Raw genomic sequence first — 21,110 nt, forward strand, 5'->3', positions numbered from 1 at the left:
TCCTTCTCACAGTGCGGCGGCCGCTGGCTGCCACACGTCGACTTCGGTTCCGGCCGACCAGGTCTTCGTGATGCCGTTGACGCCGCGCGCAGACAACGTGACCGTCTGCGGGTTGGTCACGACGAAGTTGTCCACAAACAGGGTCACTGGCAGGGTGTTCGTGTTCCCCGACTCCAGCCGGGACAGGATCCCCACCTGCGTGCCCGCGGCCAGCGCGGTGTCGTTGGCGATGACCTGCCAGCTCGGTTCCTCCGCCGACGCCGGAATCCACGCCTTCGCGTGCAACGACGTGCCGTACATGGCGGCACTGACCCGCCACCACGCCCCCGACGTGTGCGTCCCCACCGAGGTGGTGGAAGTGAGCGCCGACAGGCTGCCGCCGACCCGCTTGAACCACGCCAGCGTCGCCGCCCCACCGGGTGCGACCAGCAGTTGCGCGGCGTAGTAGTTGGAGGTGTCAGCCTCACGCACCACCGCCCACACCGAGATGCCCCCGCCGGCCGGCATGACCGGGATCTGAATGTCGAACACGTGCGTGAAGTTTCTGGACCCGCCGGGGGCGATGTACGACTGCCTCAGCGTGCTCACGTTCGTGTGGATGTGCCGCCCGGAGCCACCCGCCACCGCGTAGTCCGATGCTGTGCCCACCGTCGTCCAGGACTGTCCCGTGTCGGCCGTCCCCCACCCGTTGGAGGTGGAGCGCGTGAACGTGTCAACGATCGCCGGTGCGATGCCGGACCCGGTGACCGAGAAGTGCCAGCACATGAACCGGACCGGCAGCACGTTGGTGTTCGGCGGATCCAGGGTGGACCGGAGACCGACCTGTCCGGGGGTGAGCAGCGGCGCGGTGTCGACGACCGACACGGTCCACGCCGACGGTTCGTCGGTCCCGTCCCGCCACACCTTCATCCGGATCAGGTCGCCGACCGCAGACGAGCGCACCCGGAACACTCGGTTCGCGGCGTGCGTCAGGCCGGGGATGTCGAACGCCGTAGTCAGCGGCGTGTCCACGCCACCCTGCCTGCGGACGATCCGCGCCCGCACGGTCTGCGTGGTGGAGAACTCCACCTCCGTGTAGTAGTAGGTTCCGCCGATGTCGTTCGGATCGATGCGCAGCATCGGGGAGCACTCTTGGTTGCCGCCGGTCGCGAGCTTGTTGGAGGCGACCAGCGCCAACACCTCGACGTCGAGCAGCGACACCGGCAGACGCGTCCGCCTGGTCTCGTTGATGACCTCCACGTCATGCCACGCCCCGCCCGACGCGACCCCGTACTGTGCGCCCGTCCCCCCGGACACTGCCCACGTCAAGCCGGTGGTCGGGTCCGTGCCCCACCCGCCGGACACCGTCCGGTCGAACCCGTCCGAGCCGCGCAGCCCGTCGGAAACCACCCGCTCTGCGCCCACACGGATGTCGAGCGGGAAGTCTCCCGGGTCCTGGGTCCACGCACCGTTGTCGAGGGACGAACCCAGCAGTAGCGATGTGCCGGACAGGCCAGTCGCGAGAGCCGACCCGTCCGCGGCCACCCGCCGGTCGCCGTCCACGGTCGCCACATCCCACGGGGACGACGGCGACGCGTTCCAGGTGATCGACCAGTCGTAGCCGTCGATCGTCTCCGTGTAGCCCTGCACCACCACACCGGCAGGGCCGGGCGGCAGCCACACCGGCAGACCACCGATCGCCGCCGTGTCACCGGCGTCGGCCAGCACCACCTGCCGCGTGAGCGCCTGGTCGTCGGCGAGCGTGCCGGCGAGGTTGAGCCGGATACGCGGGTACCGGGCTTCATCGACGGTGCCCAGGTGCAGCAGCCAGCCAGCGAGGTCGGGCAGCTGGTGGTCGCCCGCCACGTTGATCGTCTCCGACGTGCTGTACCTGCCGACACCGGTAGGCGGATCCAGGACTGACAGCGGCCCGTCGAGCTGCACGGCCTGCGACGACGCCCCATCCGGCCTTGTCACGGTGATGTCGTTGCTGGTCGCGTCGTCGTCGTCGGTCGGCTCGAACGGCGCCGACAGGTGCGTGTAGTCCAGCTCGATCGGCGTCTGGTTGTACAGGCTGCTGCGGGTCCGGTAATGCAGACCGCGATGCCCGCGAGCGTCGAGCAGGATCCCACCATCTGCGGCTGCGGCGTCGCGCAGAGCGTCGAGCAGCGGCACGATGGGCTGCGGCCCACACACGGTGGTGTCGTCCGGTGCGCCCCAGAACGTGATCGGAATGCCCGCTTCGCCGCACACGCGGGCGATCCGCTCGCCGGCCTTCTCGCCGGTGTACGCGGTGCTGATCGCGGCGAAGTCCGCCGACAGCAAGATCGGGCTGTCGTTGACGGCCAGGTGTGACAGCAGCGCGTCCTGGAGGTCGCTGTTTCCGACCACCTCAACCCGGGTCGGGTATCCGAGCGTGCCTGTGTACGTCCACGACGCGTTCGAGAAAGTGCTGTCGCCGGCGTTGGCCACCCACGGATGCAATGTGACGGTGCCGCCCGACACGGACCACTCGACGTACATGATCAGCCAGTCGGTGGGCGGGTGGTTGGCGTTGTTGAAGTTGTGATCGGAGACGACATCCCCGCTGCCGTCGTAGCCGATCCACCGGTAGCCGCCGCCGGACATCTGGAAGTCCCACCGGGCCACCGTGCCCCCAGACCAGTACACCCGCAGGTAGGTCTGGTCCCCGCCGGCCGGCATCTCCGCGAGCTTGAGGAACGCGAGCAGCGAATGCTCCTGCGACCCAGGCCGCGGTGTCACCGTCGTCGTGATGGACGACGACGCGGTCAGCTTCGCCACGGACCGGCTGCCCGGTAGCCGCCCCTGTTCCTCGCCGTAGGTGACGCCCGTCGAGGTGGCGGTGGTGGGTCTCTGCGTCGCCGGGGTCGGCCGGGTCGCGTCCGTGCCTTCCTCGAGGGGCAGGTACCCGGCGGGGTCGACGGCTGTCAGGGTGCGGCGCAGCGGAGACGTTACGGCGGTGCTCTGGCTGAGACGGCGGGTGATCCCGGCCGCGTCGACCGGCACCCACTGATCGGTGCCCGCAGCGTTCCACCTGCTCGGCCAGGACGACACCTCGCCGTAGAAGCGGGCGGCCCGGTCGATGGCCACGGCGCTGCCAGCCAGGGTCCACGTGCGGCCCTGCGCGTCGGTCAGCGCCGTCTGTCCCGGCTGCATCTGGGTGAAGTCAGGCGAGCACACGAGGGTGCCGCCGATGCGCAGTTCGAAGCCGTACAGCTCGCCGGCGGCCGGCTGGTCGGTGAGTCCACCGAACGAGCCGAGCTCGATGCCCGCGTTCGGCGACGCCGCCACCGACGTGGCACCAGCGGGGCTGGCGTCCGTGCCGAGCTGCACCCACGGCCCGGCCAGCGAGGGCGCGGTGTAGAACCGCACCACACCAGTCGCGCGCGTGAGAGTCACCCGCAGCGCCAGCGGGCCCCCATCGGGCGACACCACCGGCTCCGACGCCCGGCGGGTGATCCGAGACGCGAGCGTGCCATCCGGCGACCAGAGCAGCGCCGGCACCCCGACGCCGTCCACGTCGATAGCCCAACCGCGCTCAGTGCCGGTCGCCCAATACTTGCCGACCAACTCGAACACGCTGCCCGTCGCCCAGCGGACCAGCCGCACCCAGATCCGGATGTCCAGGTCACCGGCGGCGTTGAGGCTCGTGTGGGCCGGGGTGGTCACCGCCGACGGGGTCTTCGCCGGGCCCGTCAACGCGACCGCGCCGGCGGCGCCGAGGTCACCGACCCGCACCCGGATCGGCGTGTTCCGCCCCAGCAGCCCGTAGTAGGGGCTGTTCGGGTTACGCGGCGAATACCGGCCCCCCTTGTTGTTGAGGACCAGGTTGCACTGCGTCAGGTCCGGTTCCCGGCCCTCGTTCGGGCGGCCGCGGGTGATGGTGATCCCGCCGCCGGAGTCGGCGACGGAGTGCCGGACGTGGCCGGCGTCGAGCACGTTGACCCAGCCGAGCGTGTCACCCAGGTACAGGTCGACCTCGGTGGCCACCTGGTCGTCGGGGAATGCCACGGCAGTCAGCTCCTCAGCACCGCGACGGGGTCACCGCCGCGCACCTTGATGGCGCCGCGCAGAAGCTCCAGCAGCAGGTCGTCGACAGCGCGCCCGCTGGACTGCATGACCAGCGTCGACCCGCCCCCGCGCGACGCGGACGGGGACGAGACGCGCTCACCCGCTTGCAGCACCGCGAGGACGTTCTCACCGGGCCGCCCAGGCACCGTGCCGCCGGAGTGGAACGTGGGCAGCCGCGGGGCGCTGATGCTCCGTCCGCCGAGGCCAGGCACCCAGTCAGGCACCGACCACGACAGCCGGCCGATGGTGTTGTTCCACGCCTTAGACACCAGGTTGAATCCGGCCTTGAAGGGCGCGGAGATGAACCCGCCGACCTTGCTGAACGCGGACTTCAGCTTGCCTGGCAGGCCGGTCAGCCAGTCGAATACCTTCGACGAGGTTTTCTTGATCCAGTCCCAGGATGCCTTCACCGGGTCACCGATCTTGGACCAGATCGCCTTCCACAGATCTTGGAACCATGTCGTCTTGGTGGCGATCAGCACGACGATGGCGATCAGCGCCACGATGGCGATCACCACCAGCCCGATCGGGTTGGCGCTCATCGCCGCGTTGAGCAGCCACTGCGCGCCGGCCCAGATCTTCGATCCGGCAGCGGCCACGTTCTGCGCGGCGGCAGTGGCGAGGGTGCCTACCTTCGTCTTCCCCAGCCACTCCACGGCTGACTTCGTCGCGGGCACCAGGAAGTTCGTCATACCGCTGGCGAGGTCACCGATACCGAAGCCGAGCAGCAGCAGCGACTCGAAGCCGAGGCCCTCGCTGGTGGCCTGCTTGACGCCTGCGAAACCGTCCTGGAGACCGGTCAGCGTGTCGCGGAAACCCATCGCCCTCGTGTCGACCGTGTCACTGGCCTCGCCCACCCGGTCGAAGCTGCTGGCCGACTCCGACACCTCACGGGACATGTCCCGTGAGGCCTGGCCGACCTCGTCAAAGGCGCTCTTCAGCTTGGACGCGTCGCCGGCGAAGGTGAGGGTTACCTGCTGCTTGCTGGACATCAGTCGACCTCCACCCCTGCGGATTTGGCGACTCGCAGCAGCCCCTGCTCCAGCACCCGCTGGATCTCGTCACGCTGGCGGTAGAACGACGGGTACACGTACCGGCCGTCCTTCTTGAACGTCCGGTACGCGGGGCGGCCCCGCTTACGTCCCTCGCCGCCGTAGTCGAGCCACGGCACGTACGGCACCCGAGCGGACCCAGACGACACACGAGCCGCGGTGCGGGTCGACTTCGCCTTCACCGTGCGCGCCGCCCGGCCCGAACGCTTCGGCATCGACGACTTGGCGCCCTTCACCACCAGCTCGGCGGCCTCGTTGCCAGCCAGACGGATCGCCTTCGGCAGGTCGTTGTCGAGCTTGCGCAGGTTCCGGGAGAACTGCGCCAGCCCGTCGATGCGAATCGCTTCAGCTACCACGGCCGACTCCCCCCTTCGCCTTCAGTGCTTCCAGTTCTTCCCGCTGCGCCTTACGCGCGTAGTACGCCTGCCAGGCGACGAACTCAGCGTTCGGCATCTCCGCCGTCATCCGGGCCACCGTCATCCCCAGCTCCTGCGCCAGGAAGTGCGCGAAACTCGGCGTCCGGGTTGGCCTCGAACTCCCTCACCGCCTCTTTGACCGAGTCGGGCAGCATCCCCGACAGCTGAGCGATCCGGCGGGACACCGCCTCCAGCTCGCTGGCCGGGGCAGCCTCGCCCCACCGCTTCACCTCGGAGACGCTGAGTTTCGGGTCCACCAGACCGATGGCGATGAGCGTGCGATCCCGCAACGCCAGGTCGTCGATCTTCCCGACGTCCATCGCCTCGGACCTGTTGAGCCCGCGCACCCGCACAGTGCCGATGCCGGGCACCTCCACGTCGTCCTCGGGCAGACGCGGAGCGAACAGGGCTGCCTTGTCCATCACGCGGCCTGCGCGGTGGTGTCGACGTCGTCGGACAGCTGCATCTCGCACGTCCACGTGACCATGTCGGCCACCGGGGAGGTCTCCACGTACTGCGTGACCACCACGTCGACCTTGTCCTGAGGCTTGCCAGCCCCGGCGCCCTCGGTCTGCCGGATCAGCTCAACCGTGGCCCCGATCAGCGGGTCGATGACCGCCCGCGGGCCGGTTGAGGCGGTGTTGTCGTAGATGCCGCCCATGGTGGCCGTGCCGCCCTTGAGCCCGCCCGTGAAGACGTGCGAGTTCTTGCCGTAGGTGGTCACGTCGTGCGAGTCCGCCGTCTTGGTGATCTCGCTGGTGTTGGTGTACGCCGACAGGTCGTCCCCGTCGAGCGAGATGAACGTGTTCTTGCCGTGGACGAACGCCATCAGTGGCTCCTGACCGTGATCTCGAGTACGTACTGGTCCCCGCCGTTGGTGGCGATCAGCGCCGGCTCGGCGGAGTCGGGGAACGTGTTGCCGCCCCGCAGCGCGTCGGCCAGGGCAGTGAAGTGCTCATCCATCCACTCGGACGCCTTGCGTTCGTCCTGCGCCAGGAAGACGACGACGGTCCAGGTGGGCCGCCACACCAGCCCGTCCTGCAACTCCAGCGACGGCATGACCGGCCACGCGTCGCCCATCTTCGGAGTCCGCGGCCGGTACTCGTAGCCGGTGACGTCGTCGACCGTGTCCAGGGTTGCCTTGATGGCGGCTCGGTCGGTGGCGAGGCTCATCCCACCACCAGCTTCCGGTGGGGTGCCTCGAGGCGCCGGACCTCCGGGTCGCGGCCGGGCAGCACCGTCGAGTCCCCGCCCTCGGCGTCGCCCTGGAGCACCGCGAGGGGGAGTTGCCGCATCGCCAGGTTCCGCTGCACACGGCGCAGCAGCGCCTGCCGCAGGTCGTCCGGGTAGACGGCCCGGACGCGGCAGACGGCCCGCTGGGCCGCGGCCTCGGCGTCCAGGGCGTCCTGGATTTCTTCGTCGGTGAACGAGGTCCCGCCGAGGTAGGCGACCACCGCGGGGACGTCCGGCATGGCGGTGCCCGCGGTGGTGGCCAGAGCGTACGCAGCGAAGTCGGCAGCCCCGTACGCTCCGGCGACTGCGCGGGCGATGTACCGGCCGGACGTGCCAGCCTCGTACAGCACCCGGTAGACGCCGGCCGACACCCGCTCGACCGTCGGGGTGGCCGTCGAGCCGGCGGGGAGGGTGACCGTCACGGTCGGCGCGGTGTCGACGTGGAGCCCGTCCACGTCGGTGACGGAGACGGCAATCTCCCACACGCCACCGATCGGCAGCAGCACCGAGTCAGGCGACAAGGCCTGTACCCCCATGACGGTCACCTCCCCTCGAGGCTCGGTTCGGACGGATCAGACGGACGGGTCGAAGACGACCTGACGGACGCCGTTGATGTCGAGGTTGGCCAGGGCGATGTCGCCGTAGATGCCGATGGTCACGTGCGACAGCTGCGGGATGTTCGCCGTCTGCACGGTCGCCCCGAAGTTCCAGTCCAGCCGCTCCGGCGCCGACGCCCAGCCCCGGACCTTCGCCGGGTCGAACAGCCACGAGTTGACCGGGGCGGTCTGCCCGCCCGAGCCGAGCGCCCACGCCGGGACGGCCGTGGTGCCCGCGATGTTCAGCGTGGAGAACAGCGACGCCGCGGTGCCGTTGGCATTCTGCGGGTTGATCATCGGGTACAGCGGCCGGCCGGACGCGTCCTTCACCCGGGCCAGCACCTCGAACAGGTCCTGGTGCACGGCGAAGGCGCGGAACCGGTTGCCGCCCCGCACGAACTGGAGACCCGCGATGGCCGCTTCCAGGTCGCTCGCGGTCACCCGGTCGTCGTCGTTGTCCGGCGTGGTCAGCGGGGTGCCGGTCAGCGTGATGTCCGCCGCCGCCGTGAGGGTGTTCAGGAAGGTGGCGACAGCCGCCTCCCGGTCCTCGTAGTACTCCCGCAGCATCTGGTCCCAGATGATGCCGGACAGCTGCGGGTTGCCGCCGCGCCGCGCGGCCTGGCGGGTGATCTCGACCTTGCCCCACACCTGCGTCGGGGTGATGGTCTGGTCCGTGACGGTCATCGCGCCGGCGGCGGGCTCGGTGCCCTCCGTGGCCGGACCGACGAGACCCGAGGAGCTGTTGTACTTCGGCACGTCGAACGAGCGCCCGTCGGTGGTGCCCGACGCGATCATGTCCCACAGCGGGGTGGCGTAGTCCATCTGCGGCTGCCACATGTCGGGCCGGTAGGCGTTCGGGTTGAGCGCCGCCGTGTCCGCCCGGTCCACGTCGAACGCGGCGTGGATCAGGGCGTTGACCCGCTTGAGCGCTTCCTGGTCCGCGCCGTTGCTGTTGATCGCGCCGAACAGGTCGGTGGAGAAGTCGTAGCCGTTGGGGCCCGCTTCGAAGATGTGCCGCCCGCCCTGGTACGAGAACCGGTAGGGCAGCGACTCGTTCACGCTCACGCTGGCGTTGAGTCGGGTCGGGTTGACCACCTGGCGCTCCTCCTGCTCGGGGCGGAGCTTGGCGGCCACCTTCTCCGCCAGCGCGTCCATGTCGAAGGTCTGTCCCGGCGCGTCGGCCGGGGCGGCGGGAGCCTGCGGCTCAGTCGTCGCGTCGGACATGTCGTTCTCCTCATCTCTGCTCGCGGCCACTCTGGTCACGCGAGCGTCGTCAAACACGGGCATCGGGGTCAGCGACACCTCGCGAAGGTCAGCGCGGCGCACCAGCGTCACGCCCTTGTTGCGCGGGTCCGGGACGGTGTCGGCGGTCATGTCGAAGTCCACGCCAACGGACATGCCGTCGTAGACCCCGTCTTCGGCCAGGCCCAGCAGTCGATCCCCGTCAGCGCCGCGCGCCACCTTGAACTTCACCCGAAGGCCCGCCGGGGTATCGGTCAGCTCAAGCGCACGGCCGATCGCCTGCTGGTGGACGTCGTACAGCTTCACGCGGCCGGGGTCGGCCCACTGGAGCGATCCCCGGTCGAACCGGTACGCCATGCCGTTCTTACGACCGACACGGCCGTACGGCATCGCCAGGCCCTCCACCGTGCGGGTCTCCGTGTCCACGGAGAACCCGGTCACCTCAGCGTCGAACGTCAGCCCCGACGGGCTGTCGAACGTCATCGCCGGGGGAGTGTCCGCCTCCACCTGCTCCGGCCGCTCTGCGGGCTGCTCCTCTGGCCGCGCGGCCAGAGGGAGGTCCGCCCAGCCTTCCGCTTCGCGGATCTCCTCCACGCTCATCGCTCCCAGGTTCTTCGCCGCTGTGTAGGTCGCCCAACGCTCCGTCGGGTTGCTCTTGAGGTAGTCGGTCAAGTCGAAGGTGACCGTGTAGCCCCGCTTCGTGACGTCACCCATCGACAGGCGGTCAGTGACCGCCCGCATGTACGGGGCCAGCACGTCATTGATGCGGTCCCGCCGACGGTCGATGACGTTGGCGTAGGTGCGGCTGGTGGTGCTGATGCCGAGGTCTTCCGGGTCGACGCCGAACGCGTTGGCGATCTCCAGCCCGGCCTGCCGCTTCAGCTCGACCAGCTGGAGCTCGCGCGGGGACGGCTGCGAAACGCTGTTGTACTTCAGCGCGGCCGGGATGTACGCGGTGCTGCGCTGCTTGCGGGCCTGCTTCCAGTCGTCGAGCATCTCGCGGATGTCGTCGTCGTCCGCCGGGTCGGCACCCTCACTGGGGGTGAAGAACGATGTGGGCTGCGGGTCGTCGGCGTACGCGGACGCGGCCCGCTTCAGCAGCATCGCCTCGCGGATCGCCTCGCCTGCCACGTCCAGCACGGCCGGGTTCGGGCTGTCGAAGCGGATCATCTCCGACGCGGGCACCGGGCGGCCCTCGACGTACACCACCGCGTCGCGCGGGTCGAGCCCGGACGGCAGCGGCGCCGGCGCGCGGGTCGACGGCGGCGTCAGCGACACGGCGGCCGGGTCGAGTCGGCGGACGCTGGTCGGGTAGCCGTCCCAGCCGAACGCGGTCACCCGCCACCACGCGATGCCGTCGAAGACGAGGTCCTCGAGAGTCTGCGACAGGTGCACGACGTTGGCCACGTCCGGGTCGAACTGCGCGAACAGCGGGTTCTCCGCCACCTGGCGGTCGGGCCGGCGCTGCACCAGCGGCAACGTTGCGATCGAGCAGATCAGGTTGCGGCCCTTGAGCACCGCGGGCACCGACAGCGCCTCAGTGCGGCCCACCGTCAGGGCACCGACGCGGTCCATCCGTGCCAGCAGCAGCTGGTCGACCGGGCGCGGCGCGGACTCAGAAAACACGGCAGTGGGACTGGCGTTGAACCAGTCCCACGCGCGCCGCAGCATCCCCACGACCCCAAGTGTAGCGCGTCTACATGTAGCGGGCCTACTTATGTGGTTGCGCCACCTACTAGGCGACGATCACCCGCGGCTTCCCCACCGGCGACGGCAGCGTCCGCGCCAGATGGACGGCACCAGCAGCGGCGTACGCGGCGTCAACATGCCCGTCGCCCTTCCGGCTGAACACCCACGCGTCACCGCGCCGCAGCCGCTCGGCGGCGCCCACGTGCGCGTCGAGCAGCGGGTCACCGGAGTGCAGCACCTGGCCGGCGGTGACCAGCTCGGCGAAGCCCATGCACAGCGCCGACACCTCGCCGCGCACCTCCTCCACCTTCACCCCGCGCGGCGGCCAGCCGGTCCGGCCACGGTCGGCGAGGTCGGCAGCCAGGGACGCCGCCGGACCGTTCGGCAGCCAGCCCAGCGCCTGCGGGCGGACCCGGGCCAGCTGGGCGGGGAGGTCCCGGCGCAGCTGGTCCGTGCACCCCTGCCCATCCCACGCCGCCACGACCTCGACGCGGGTCCGCCCGTCGGCGAGCACCGCGGCGGCGGCCAGCGTCGCGTGCCGCTGGTCCGGCGCCACGTCAAGGAACAGCGCCACCCGCGCCCGCACGGCCGCCAGGTCGCCGACGTCGAGGCAGTCCTCCCACTTGCGCGGATCCACCGCCGGGTTCAGCATCCGCACCCGCTGACACAGGATCTCCGTACGGAACCCGGCCTCTTCCTCGCCGCCGGCGGCCTTCGCTCGAGCAGCCGGACCGGCGATGTCGTCGGGGTGTACCCGGCGGCCCAGGTTCGGGTTGGCAGCCGCCCACGCCTGCGGGTCGTCGAGCTCGCAGCCCTCCGGCGCCGACCACTCGAAGATGCCCAGCCGCTGGTCGCCCTCGCCCGAGTCGATGAACCGCAGCGCCGACTCCCGCAGCGAGTCCAGCACCACCGACCGGTCGTCGCCCTGGTTGGTGATGGCGAACGCCTGCGCGTTGGGGCGGGCGTTCATCGCCGGGACCGCAGCATTCCACGCCGACCAGTCGTGATGCTCCCGCAGCTCGTCGAGGATCAGCCGATCGATCGACAGCGACCGGCCGCCGCGCCGGTTCGACGCCGCCACCTTGTACCGGCAGCGGTCCACCGTCGTCATCTGCTGCTCGCCGTTGGCCAGGCGCACGTTCTCCACCAGCCCCGACAGCTTCGGCGACTCCTCGGCCTGCTCGACGGCCTTCAGCCACGACTCCATCGCGTAGCTGAGGTTGGTCGACATGCCGACCACCAGCGGCTGCTTCTCCATGAACAGCCAGAACAGCGACAGCGTCTTGAGCAGGTGCGTCTTGCCCGACTGGCGGGCCACCACCACCAGCACCTGGCGGAACCGCGGCCTACCGTCCGGGAGCAGCTCGCCGGCGTGCTTCACCAGCCACTCCTGCCACGGGTCGAGCGGCTCGCCGAGCACGTCACGCGCGAAGTCGATGACAGCGAACCCGTACGACGTCTTCCGGGTCAGCTTGCGCAAGGGCGGCGTGTACAGCCGCGGCTCGGTCTTGCCGAGAACCCGGCTCTTCGCGAGCGTGGCGGTCACGATCTGCTCCGATCTGGCTCGTTCGGGGGAGAGAGAAAAGGGACAGAGCGGGCTGTCCGTGGGGGTGGCTGGCGGGGAAAACCGGGGCTCACCATCGCGTGCGTGGCTTCGGTTTCGGGTCGGCGTTCTTCGTTGGATCACCGATGGCGAGGTTGCATGGTGCGCAGCTGGCTACGAGGTAGCGCATGTCGTCGCCTGCTGCCTTGCCTCGTGTGTGGTGTACGTGTGTGGCTGTGTGTGTGCACACCTGGGGTAGGCGTACCTGGCACACCCCCCCATCCCTGGCCAGCACCAGGGCACGGGTTCTACGCCATGCCCTGGTGCTGCCCTTGCCCCACGCTTTGCTCATGTGCGCTTGCGGATTGCGGGCTTCTGGCGTGCGAGCCGCTGGACGGCTGCGTGCCGCACCAGGGCGACCGCTCGGCCGAGGTGCTTCTGGCAGAGCAGCACGTCACCGTCGGGGTCTACGGCTTCGCCCGTGCACATGTCGTCGTTGCGGCGCCGGTAGCGGCAGCGGGTGAGGCGGTCGCTCATCGCTTCGCCATCCGGGTGATGATCCAGCCGACGGAGGTGAGGGCCAGGACGAAGGCGAGGTTGTCGCCGACTTCGATGGTGAACATGGGTCAGCCCTTCTTGGCTTGGACGTCGTAGGCGATGGCAACGGCGTGCCGGGCGAATGCGCAGGCGTACGCCTGGATGGCCCGGTTCAGTTCCTGGTCGGCGCTGAGAGTGATTCCACGCCGCTTGAGCTGCGCTTCCAGCTCCGTGCCCTCCATGACTCGGACGGCGAATTCCTCTGCTGGGGTGTTCACGGGTTCTCCTTCAGTGGTCCTGGTCCTGAAGTGGTCCTTGCGTGGTCCTGAGGACCGCCCTCAGGTGGTCCGGTCCTGGGTGCGGGTGTATACACCCAGGACCAGGACCATCGGGTGTCCTGGCGGACTCGGCGGGGTGCTCATTCGTCGTCTTTCCGCAGGTCACGCCACCTGGCGAGTGCCTTTTGGGCCCGGTCCGACCCCCACTTGAGGCGGTCCTGAACGTCCCTCTTGCTGGTGGGCGGCGGGACCAGTCCGTCAAGCTCAGCGACGTCTGCGTCCGGGACCAGTCCGGGGGCTGAGGCGACGGTGGGTTTGGTGACCTTCCACGTGGTGGTGCCGTCGGGGTGGGCGGTCATGACGAACCGTCCGGCGGGCTGGCTCTTGCCGTTGGCCGGGCAGTGCGCGCGAACGCCACCGGGGCGGTCCTTGTGGATGGTCATGGACGCGGCACCCCCGCGGCCGGGGGCGAACGGCTCGGCGACGGTGACCCGCAGCGAGATGCCGTTGATGGTGCGCCGCTTCGCCAGGGTGCCCGTCTGCCCGTGAGAGCGGGCGTCCTCGGACTTGGGCAGGTGGTCGATGGCGATGACGGCCGCGCCGGCGTTGGACAGCGGGGTGAGTACCCGCCGGTTGCCGGACGTGTAGTCGTCGGGGCTGTTGCTGGACAGACCGAGCAGCGGCATCAGCTCACCGAGGGAGTCGACGATGGCCACAGCGGGCCGCCACGCCCTCAGCGCCGCCACCACGAGGATCAACCCTTCGGTGTCCTCCGGCTCGGCCAGGCGGAACCGGTTGGGGTCGCCGAGCATCGCCGGGGTGGCACCGAGCATCAGCAGCCGGGACAGGATCTCCGCGGCGCCGTTGTGGTCGAGGTCGATGACGGCGACCCGCCGGCCGCCCTGTAGCGCCTCCACAGCGGCAGCGAGGGCGATCCACGTCTTGCCGCATTCCGGGTCACCGAAGAGCACGTTCACCTTGGCGGCGTAGAACAGGGCGTGTCCGTCCTCCCGGCGCAGCAGCACCGGCGCGGGTGGCTTCGGTAGCCCGTTGGCGAGGATCTGCGCGACGTCTATGAACAGCGGCTCTTCGGGTGGCTCGTCGGGCAGCCGCTGCCCCCATTCCTCTTCGGGTGGGGGGGCGTCGTCGGGCTCGCGGCCTTCCAGTTCGGCGAGGGCGTCCACGAAGCCGGACCCGATGACCTCGTCGGCGATCTGGGCGTCGGTGATGGTCACCGGTCACCCCGCCGGCGGTAGCGGCAGCGCCCTTCCCGGTGTGCGCGCTCCAGCGGGTCCCGGCAGCCGCACGGCATCGGGGGCAGCCGTCGGGCGGCTTCCTGGCGTCGGCGCCAGGCTGCGGCGTCGTCGCGGTGGTTGCGGATCCGGTTGTCGCTCATGCCGCACCGCCCTCGGCGATGAACTCGCCGTCCAGTTCGGCCTCGAGGGCGTCGGCCTCGCGCCGGAGTCGGCGGGCACGGGCTGACTTGAGCGCCAGCCGGGTGTAGTGGGCACTGCGTGCGGACTCGGCGCGACGGAGCCGCTCAGCCTCAGGGAGCGTGCCGTCGGGGTCGACTTCCCGCTCGAAGCGGTCGCGGAACGCCTTGCGGGCGCCGGCGGTCGCGGCGGTGCGGTCGGGAGTCTGGGCCCACCTGGTGTGGGCGGCGACGCGAGCGAGCAGGGCGCGCTCGGTGGGGTCGTGCGCAGGCACGGGTCAACCTCCAGGGTTGGCCCGCACCAGGCTGCAACCTGGGTGCGACGCGCTGCACAACGTACAACCATCCGTCTCGCCGTTCGTGGGCGAACGTTGTACGCTGCGCGTGGGTGCATAGCGCTGCAACGCCATGCACTCCGCTTGTCGCCAAGGCTGCAACCTGGGCGAGCGAGTGAATTACATCCGTGAAACCCCCGCGGGCTTCGACGTCATCCTAGCGTTGAGCGGCGGGGGTTTCGCATGTCCGCACCCGGGACTGAGCCTCCATAGCCCCAGAACCGGTTCGCTCGCGAAAGCGGCGGGGGGCGCAGTCAGGCGTATTCACTGAGCAGGACTGAGCAACACGGAGCAGGTCGGAGCAAACCGGACGTTCAGCGGGTTTCGTCCGCGAAAGAGTGTTAGCTGCGTCACAGTCGGGCGCGGCGTGCCAGCTTGGCCCATGCAGGCCCATCAGAGCCGGTCCCCCAGCCCCATCCGGCGGTGCGCACCCCGTGCCCGCTCCACGGCCGTCGACCTCGCGTAGACCGACAACATGGCGTCCGAGCGCCAGCCGGCCAACTGCATCAGGTCCCGCTCCTGCCCGCCCTCGGCGAGCCAGCGGTGGGCGAACGTGTGCCGGAAGGCGTGCGGGTGCAGGTCGGGCACCTCGGCCACCTTGCCGAGCGACTCGAGACGCCAGCGCACCCCGTCGGCCGAGATCGGCCCGCGCTCGCTGAGCAGCAGCCGCGGTGTCCGCGAGGCGTACGGGTGGGCGGCGCGGACCCGCAGGTACCGGTCGATGGCCTGGCCGGTGCGGGCGCCGAACGGCACCACCCGCGGCCGGTTGCCCTTCCCGGTCACGTAGACCATCTCCTGGTCGAGGTCGACGTGTTCGGGGTAGTCCAGCCCGACCAGTTCGGACACGCGTAGTCCGCAGTCGGCGAGCAGCCGGATGAGCACTTCGTCGCGGCGGCCGTCGAAGATGCGGCGGTCGTACTGGCCGGCCTTCCCGCGGGGCACCTGGCACACCTTGATCAGGCGGCCGAGCTCGTCGTCGGTGAGCACCCGCACGGGCTTCTCCGCACGGGCCGGCATCTCCACGCCCTCGGTCGGGGCCTTGTCGATCTCACCCTCAGCGGCGAGCCAGCGGCAGAACCGGCGCATCCCGCGTAGCCGGGTGCGGACGGTCTCGATGTCGACGCGCTCGGCGAGGTCGGCCAGCCACGCGGTGACGGCGTGGCGGTGCAGCTGGTCGAGCGTCGTGGGCCGGCCCTGCGCGGTGAGCCACTCGCAGAAGAACCTGATGCTCTGTCCGTAGAGGATCTGTGTCCGCTCGGCCTTGCCGGCGGCGCGCAGGTGTCGGCGGAACGATGCGGCCAGGTCGGCGATCTCGGGGGATGACGTCACGGAGGTAGATTATCCGGTGAGTCAGCGTTATGCTACCCCTGTCCACGCTCGACGGATGGACGTTTTACCTGGTAGACCGCCTCGCGCGGCTCGGTTGGACCCTCTTCGGTTCGCCCGGCATTTTCGGGTGGTCCGGCGGGTAGGGCAGATCACCCTGCCCCGCCGCGGCGTCGCGGTCGGCCCACTCGAGCAACGGGGTGATGTCCCACGGGTCGCCGTCGATACCGGCGTGCGGATCGCCCTGCTCGGCCAGCCGGGCCGGAACGGTGGCCAGGTCGAAGTCGTCCGGGTCGACGTCGGGTAGTTCCTCCCAGGTGACCGGCGTGGAGACGGTGGCCCGGGCGTTGGCCCGCAGCGAGTACGCGCAGGCGATGGTGCGGTCGCGGGCCATCTGGTTGTAGTCGACGAAGACCCGGCTGCCACGCTCCTCCTTCCACCAGGAGGTGGTGACCAGCTCGGGGCGGCGCCGCTCGAGCTCCCGGCCGAGTGCGATGGTGGCCCGGCGCACCTCCACGAACGTCCAGCGGGGCTGGATACGCAGGTAGACGTGCACACCCCGGCCGCCGGAGGTCTTCGGCCAGCCGGCGACGCCCAACTCGTCGAGGACGGTGCGCAACTCACCGGCGGCCCGGGCGGCGTCGGCGAAGTCGGTGCCCGGCTGCGGGTCGAGATCGATGCGCAGTTCGTCCGGGTGGTCGGCGGCGGCGGCCCGCACCGGCCACGGGTGGAACACCACGGTGCCCATCTGCGCGGCCCACGCCACGTGTGCGAGGTCGACCGGGCAGAGCTCCGCGGCCGTACGCCCGCTGGGGAAGGTGATCTCGGCGGTCTCCACCCACGGCGGCACGCCCCGGGCCGGTATCCGCTTCTGGAAGAACATCTCCCCCTCGACGCCCTCGGGGAAGCGCTGCAACGTCGTGGGGCGGTCGCGCAGGGCCCGCAGGATGCCATCACCCACGGACAGGTAGTAGTTGAAGACGTCAGCCTTGGTGAAGCCCCGTTGCGGGAAGATCACCCGGTCCGGACTGGTCAGCCGTACGGTGTGACCGGCGACCTCGACCTCGGTGACGGCTGCCTTCGTGGTGCCACCCATCAGGCGACCATATGCGAAGCCTCCGACATCCGGCGTACGGTTGCCCGGTGAGTCTGGAAGACACTGAACTGCCCCGCACCGAGGACGAGTGGCGTGTCCGGCTGACCCCGGAGGAGTTCCGGGTGCTGCGGGAGGCCGGCACCGAGCGACCGTTCACCGGCGAGTACGTCGACACCAAGACCCCCGGGGTCTACCACTGCCGGGCCTGCGGGCTCGAACTCTTCTCCAGTGACACGAAGTTCGATTCGCACTGCGGCTGGCCCAGCTTCGACGACGCCATCCCCGGTCGGGTCAAGGAGATCGAGGACCGCACCCTCGGGATGGTCCGTACGGAGATCCGCTGCGCACGCTGCGACAGCCACCTCGGGCACGTGTTCCGGGGCGAGGGTTTCACCGACAAGGACACCCGGCACTGCGTCAACTCGATCTCCATCCGTCTCGAACCCCGCTGAACGATGGCCGACGCGAGTCGGCCATCCATCGGTTCATCGGCCGGCGGGCGGTCGGCCCGTGAGGAGCCGCACCTCGGCGGTACGTGACTGCTCGATACGCCGGGCGAGGTCGCGTACCCGCTCGTCGGTGCCGGCGGCCAGGTGCGCGCGGGCCAGGTCGGCGGCCGCCTGCTGGTGTTCGGCGAGCACCTCGCGCAGCACGCGGTCGACCTCGGTGCCGGTGGCGTCGCGCAGCCGGGCCAGGTCGGCGGCGGACAGGCCGTGCCCCGAGTGGTCGTGCCGGTGCCGGTCCGCGGCCGGGCCGGCCGCTCGCAGCCAGGCGCGCATGGTGGCCAGTTCGTCGGTCTCCGTCGCGCCGATCGCGGCGACCAGCGTCCGCAGTTCCTGATCGGAGATCCGGTCCCGGGTCAACCGGACCGTCTCCAGGGTCTGCTCGGTGTGCGCCGCCATCACGCCCAGGAAGATCAGGTCGAGCCCGCTCGGCGTCCGCAGCGCCGAGTGATCGGGTGCCGGCACCGCGTTCGCCGGTGGTGCGGGCGGATCGTCCGCCGGGCCGGCCGCACAACCGGTGGCCAGCAGCACGGCGACGAGCGGGGCCGCCACGGCCAGCCGGGTCATGTCGCTCTCCCACCTGGGGCGGGCGCGGCTCGACGCTGGGACGGCGGCCGCGCCCGCACGGTCAGATCCGGCTCCACAGCGCGGGCACGTTCGGCGGTTCCCAGCCGGCGATGGCGGTGTGCGCCTGCCGGCAGCGGTACGTCGATCCGCCGTAGGTGACCTGATCGTCGACCTGGTAGGCCCGGCCCGCCGTCCAGGTGCCACCCGAGGCGGGGGGCGGCGTGGGTCCGGGCGTCGTCGGCGTCGGTGTCGGGGTGGGTGTGGGCGTGGGCCCGGGCCCGCCACCTGCGCCGATCTGGAGGTCCACGCAGGAGTAGAACGCGTTGGCGGTGTCGGCGATGTTCCAGATGGCGAGGAGCTTGTGCCGGCCGGAGAAGCCGCTCAGATCGACGGTGTGGGACACCGTCGCCCCGGGCTGCTGGCCGTTGCCGTTGACGACGGCCACCCGGGTGTCGCCGATGTAGTACTCCCAGTTGCTGGTGGCGTGCCGGGCCGTGTTGATCCAGGTGAACGTCACCGTGCCGCCGACCGAGGTGGCGGGCCAGCCCCGGCTGTCGTCGTTGAGAACCGCGAAGTGGGCGATGTTGGCGTGGCAGTTGCGCAGCCCCTTGGGGCCCTCGACGCTCTGCGGCTCGTACTTGATCTGCCCGCAGTCCGGGACCCGGTTCTGCGCGCAGAGCGCCTGCCGGCTCGGTGGCGACGATACGTAGCCGTGGGCCTGGGCCGGGGCCGCGACGGCGAGCGAGGACAGGACGGCGCCCGCCGCCACGACCGGGAGGGTGATCCTTCGACGCATGGTGGCACCTCCGCGGGGTGATGAAGATGCCACCAACATAAATTAAACTTTGTTAACTGTAAAGACTTTCGTCGATGGATGCGGGACGTTTCCCGAGGTCTCAGATCATCAGGATGCTGCCCTGCTCGTCCACCCGGTCGGCCGTGTCGTCGTCGAGCCAGACCCCGCCGGTGCCCAGGTAGCGGAACCGGTACTCCCCCGGGCGCAACCGCACGGTCACCGTCCGGGTGCCGTCGCGACGCGGAACCAGCTCGTGCCGGCCCGGTTCCCAGTCGTTGAAGCTGCCGACCACGCTCACCGCTCCGGGCGGCACGTCACGGGGCAGGCAGAAGGTGACCCGGGTCTGATTGCCGAAGAGCCTGCTGCGCTTGATCACGAGGTACCTCCAGGGCTCAGGGCGGTCTACCAGGCACAACGGGCGACACGCGGGAGCCGACACGCCGCCGGCGGCGACACGGATAGCCGCATTCGTCCTGCCCCCGCCATCGCACTGCTGCAACCTGGGAGGCAAATGTCACGATTCAGGGGGTTCTGATGGCGACCTGCGAGGTCTGCGGCAACGACTACTGGATGGCGTTCGAGGTGCGGACGGTCAGCGGTGACACCCACACCTTCGACAGCTTCGAGTGCGCGATCCACCGGCTGGCGCCGATCTGCGAGCACTGCCAGGTCAAGATCGTGGGGCACGGGGTGGAGGTCAACGGCCGCTTCTTCTGCAGTGGGCACTCTGCCCGCGCCGTCGAGGGCACCCAGGGCGCCGAGATCCGCGACGCGGTCGGCGTACGCCCCTCCTGACGCGCGTCCACGGTATGGTCTGCCGATGCGGCCTTTCCAGGGCGTTCTGCCTCCCCCGCGCTCCTGACGGAGCGCGCCGCCCCACGCCGACCGGTTGACCCGGACCGGCCATATCGCTGTGCGCTCCGCCGACGTCGTCCCCCGTCAGCGGCTCACCCTTTCGGAGCGCACACATGCCCGCTTCCCGTACCGCGCCGGCCTCCCGACCGGCGCCGGTCACGCCTGTCTCGCCCGTCCGCACCGGCCTGATCCAGATCACCGTCGCCGGGGCCCTGTGGGGCACCACCGGGATCGTCGTACACGTCGTCCACGAGACCACCGGCCTGAACCCGGTCAGCATCGGCTTCCACCGCCTGGCGATCGCCGCGCTCGTCCTGTCGGCGTTCGCCGCCCCACGGCTGCGCCCGACGCTGGCCGCTCTGCGCGCCGCGCCACTGCCGCTGCTGGCGACCGGGGTCGGGCTCGGCATCTACCAGGCGCTGTACTTCGCGGCCGTCGCGCTCGCCGGAGTCGGCGTGGCCACGCTGGTCAGCCTCGGCCTGGCCCCGGTGTTCGTCGTGGCCTGGGAGTCGGTCCGGGCCCGCCGGCTGCCCGGCCCGTTCCGGCTGGCCACACTCGCGACCGCGGTCGCCGGACTCGCGCTGGTCACCGGGGCTTCGGCCGAGCCCACCTCGGCGGCGCCCCGACCGCTGCTGGGGCTGCTCGCGGCAGCCGGGTCCGGCCTCGGGTACGCCGCGACGACCCTCGTGAGCCGGCACGTCTCCCGAACGACCCCACCGATGACGCTCACCACCATCTCCACCGTGATCGGCGCGCTGACCCTCGCCCCGTTCGCCCTGTCCGCAGGGCTGACCGTGCCGGCCCGCCCGGACGTCGTGGCGCTGCTGCTCCACCTCGGGTTGGTCACCACCGCGCTGGCGTACGTGCTGTTCAACGCCGGGCTGCGGACCGTCGAGGGCAGCGTCGCCGCGGTGCTCACCCTCGTGGAACCGTTGACCGCCGCGGCGCTCGCCGTCGTGCTCCTCGGCGAGCCACTGCCGCTCCCCGTGCTCACCGGCGGGGTGCTGCTGCTCACTGCGGTGGCCGCCACGTACCTGGCTCCGCAGGCCGGTGGACCTACGATCGCAGGATGCCTCCGCAGACGATCGAGGTCCGCACCGCCGCGTTCCCGGACCTGACCACCCGCACGTTCCACGACCTGCTCAAACTGCGGATCGACGTGTTCGTGGTGGAGCAGAACTGCCCGTATCCGGAACTCGACGGCCGCGACGTCGAGCCGGGCACGCGGCATCTCTGGCTCACCGACGGCGGCACTCCGCTCGCGTACCTGCGCATCCTCGCCGACCCGGGCGGCGTGGCCCGGATCGGCCGGGTGGTGGTGGCCCCGCACGCCCGCGGCGGCGGGCACGCCGGCCGGCTGATGACCGAGGCGCTGGCCCTCGTGGGCGACCGGCCGTGCGTGCTGGAGGCGCAGTCGCACCTCGTCGGCTTCTACGCCCGGCACGGCTTCACCGTCAGCGGGCCGGAGTACGTCGAGGACGGTATCCCGCACACCCCGATGCGCCGCGCCGCGGACGGAAAACAGGTCGCGTAGGAGGCGCGC

23 protein-coding genes are annotated in these 21,110 nt (G+C 70.5%); 4 read left to right on the plus strand and 19 right to left on the minus strand.

The genetic code is table 11. From position 1 onward, the window contains the following. Positions 1-6: 6 nt before the first annotated feature. From AB0F98_RS02015 to ligD, 16 genes are all read right to left on the minus strand, one after another. Positions 7-4,011, minus strand: a complete 4,005-nt coding sequence (locus AB0F98_RS02015; RefSeq protein WP_357727216.1) for a hypothetical protein — start codon at positions 4,009-4,011, stop codon at positions 7-9. 5 nt (positions 4,012-4,016) lie between these two features. Beyond that, the gene (locus AB0F98_RS02020) at positions 4,017-5,063 is read right to left on the minus strand and encodes a hypothetical protein (RefSeq protein ID WP_357727219.1); all 1,047 of its coding nucleotides are present in this window, start codon (positions 5,061-5,063) and stop codon (positions 4,017-4,019) included. Next, entirely contained in the window at positions 5,063-5,479 is a 417-nt protein-coding gene (locus tag AB0F98_RS02025) for an HK97 gp10 family phage protein (protein WP_357727222.1), read from the minus strand. Before AB0F98_RS02025 ends, AB0F98_RS02020 begins: the two co-directional genes overlap by 1 nt. Positions 5,480-5,562: 83 nt before the next feature. Further along, entirely contained in the window at positions 5,563-5,961 is a 399-nt protein-coding gene (locus tag AB0F98_RS02030) for a hypothetical protein (protein ID WP_357727225.1), read from the minus strand. Next, positions 5,961-6,368 (minus strand): hypothetical protein, encoded by a 408-nt coding sequence (locus tag AB0F98_RS02035; protein ID WP_357727228.1) that lies wholly within the window; start codon positions 6,366-6,368, stop codon positions 5,961-5,963. The genes AB0F98_RS02030 and AB0F98_RS02035 overlap by 1 nt, the downstream gene beginning before the upstream one ends. After that, positions 6,368-6,712, minus strand: coding sequence for a hypothetical protein (locus AB0F98_RS02040; RefSeq protein WP_357727231.1), 345 nt, complete (start codon positions 6,710-6,712; stop codon positions 6,368-6,370). Before AB0F98_RS02040 ends, AB0F98_RS02035 begins: the two co-directional genes overlap by 1 nt. Next, positions 6,709-7,308 carry a hypothetical protein gene (locus AB0F98_RS02045; protein ID WP_357727234.1) on the minus strand — a complete coding sequence of 200 codons (600 nt, stop codon included), beginning with the start codon at positions 7,306-7,308 and terminating at the stop codon, positions 6,709-6,711. The genes AB0F98_RS02040 and AB0F98_RS02045 overlap by 4 nt, the downstream gene beginning before the upstream one ends. Positions 7,309-7,344: 36 nt before the next feature. After that, a complete protein-coding gene (locus AB0F98_RS02050) occupies positions 7,345-10,281 on the minus strand; it encodes a phage portal protein (protein ID WP_357728996.1) in 2,937 nt (978 codons plus the stop codon). A 64-nt stretch (positions 10,282-10,345) separates the two neighbouring features. Further along, a complete protein-coding gene (locus AB0F98_RS02055; protein ID WP_357727237.1) occupies positions 10,346-11,845 on the minus strand; it encodes a terminase in 1,500 nt (499 codons plus the stop codon). A gap of 345 nt (positions 11,846-12,190) precedes the next feature. Continuing rightward, positions 12,191-12,379 carry a hypothetical protein gene (locus tag AB0F98_RS02060; RefSeq protein ID WP_357727240.1) on the minus strand — a complete coding sequence of 63 codons (189 nt, stop codon included), beginning with the start codon at positions 12,377-12,379 and terminating at the stop codon, positions 12,191-12,193. Positions 12,380-12,468: 89 nt separating this feature from the next. Beyond that, positions 12,469-12,657 carry a hypothetical protein gene (locus tag AB0F98_RS02065; protein WP_357727243.1) on the minus strand — a complete coding sequence of 63 codons (189 nt, stop codon included), beginning with the start codon at positions 12,655-12,657 and terminating at the stop codon, positions 12,469-12,471. 140 nt (positions 12,658-12,797) lie between these two features. Further along, complete coding sequence (locus AB0F98_RS02070) at positions 12,798-13,892, minus strand: AAA family ATPase (RefSeq protein WP_357727246.1); 1,095 nt, start codon at positions 13,890-13,892, stop codon at positions 12,798-12,800. Continuing rightward, positions 13,889-14,053 carry a hypothetical protein gene (locus AB0F98_RS02075; RefSeq protein ID WP_357727249.1) on the minus strand — a complete coding sequence of 55 codons (165 nt, stop codon included), beginning with the start codon at positions 14,051-14,053 and terminating at the stop codon, positions 13,889-13,891. Before AB0F98_RS02075 ends, AB0F98_RS02070 begins: the two co-directional genes overlap by 4 nt. Then, positions 14,050-14,364, minus strand: a complete 315-nt coding sequence (locus AB0F98_RS02080) for a hypothetical protein (protein WP_357727252.1) — start codon at positions 14,362-14,364, stop codon at positions 14,050-14,052. Before AB0F98_RS02080 ends, AB0F98_RS02075 begins: the two co-directional genes overlap by 4 nt. A 453-nt stretch (positions 14,365-14,817) precedes the next feature. Next, complete coding sequence (locus tag AB0F98_RS02085; RefSeq protein ID WP_357727255.1) at positions 14,818-15,753, minus strand: tyrosine-type recombinase/integrase; 936 nt, start codon at positions 15,751-15,753, stop codon at positions 14,818-14,820. 64 nt (positions 15,754-15,817) lie between these two features. After that, positions 15,818-16,846 (minus strand): non-homologous end-joining DNA ligase, encoded by a 1,029-nt coding sequence (gene ligD / locus AB0F98_RS02090; RefSeq protein WP_357727258.1) that lies wholly within the window; start codon positions 16,844-16,846, stop codon positions 15,818-15,820. A gap of 47 nt (positions 16,847-16,893) precedes the next feature. Here ligD and msrB point away from each other — a divergent pair, with 47 nt between their 5' ends. Beyond that, positions 16,894-17,298, plus strand: a complete 405-nt coding sequence (gene msrB, locus AB0F98_RS02095; protein WP_357727261.1) for a peptide-methionine (R)-S-oxide reductase MsrB — start codon at positions 16,894-16,896, stop codon at positions 17,296-17,298. 33 nt (positions 17,299-17,331) lie between these two features. On the opposite strand, the gene AB0F98_RS02100 is transcribed toward msrB, so the two are convergent. From AB0F98_RS02100 to AB0F98_RS02110, 3 genes are all read right to left on the minus strand, one after another. Then, complete coding sequence (locus tag AB0F98_RS02100; protein ID WP_357727264.1) at positions 17,332-17,916, minus strand: DUF305 domain-containing protein; 585 nt, start codon at positions 17,914-17,916, stop codon at positions 17,332-17,334. Positions 17,917-17,977: 61 nt separating this feature from the next. Continuing rightward, complete coding sequence (locus AB0F98_RS02105; protein WP_357727267.1) at positions 17,978-18,712, minus strand: lytic polysaccharide monooxygenase; 735 nt, start codon at positions 18,710-18,712, stop codon at positions 17,978-17,980. A gap of 100 nt (positions 18,713-18,812) precedes the next feature. Then, entirely contained in the window at positions 18,813-19,088 is a 276-nt protein-coding gene (locus tag AB0F98_RS02110) for an isoamylase early set domain-containing protein (RefSeq protein ID WP_357727270.1), read from the minus strand. Between the two features lie 158 nt (positions 19,089-19,246). Here AB0F98_RS02110 and AB0F98_RS02115 point away from each other — a divergent pair, with 158 nt between their 5' ends. From AB0F98_RS02115 to AB0F98_RS02125, 3 genes are all read left to right on the plus strand, one after another. Continuing rightward, positions 19,247-19,507: a Prokaryotic metallothionein gene (locus AB0F98_RS02115; protein WP_357727273.1), complete on the plus strand. Its 261-nt coding sequence runs from the start codon at positions 19,247-19,249 to the stop codon at positions 19,505-19,507. Positions 19,508-19,680: 173 nt separating this feature from the next. Beyond that, entirely contained in the window at positions 19,681-20,685 is a 1,005-nt protein-coding gene (locus AB0F98_RS02120; protein WP_357727276.1) for an EamA family transporter, read from the plus strand. Then, positions 20,637-21,101: a GNAT family N-acetyltransferase gene (locus tag AB0F98_RS02125; protein WP_357727279.1), complete on the plus strand. Its 465-nt coding sequence runs from the start codon at positions 20,637-20,639 to the stop codon at positions 21,099-21,101. Before AB0F98_RS02120 ends, AB0F98_RS02125 begins: the two co-directional genes overlap by 49 nt. Positions 21,102-21,110 lie beyond the last annotated feature (9 nt).

Origin of the sequence: Micromonospora sp. NPDC023737, from assembly GCF_040639715.1 — a bacterium.
GTDB lineage: Bacteria > Actinomycetota > Actinomycetes > Mycobacteriales > Micromonosporaceae > Micromonospora.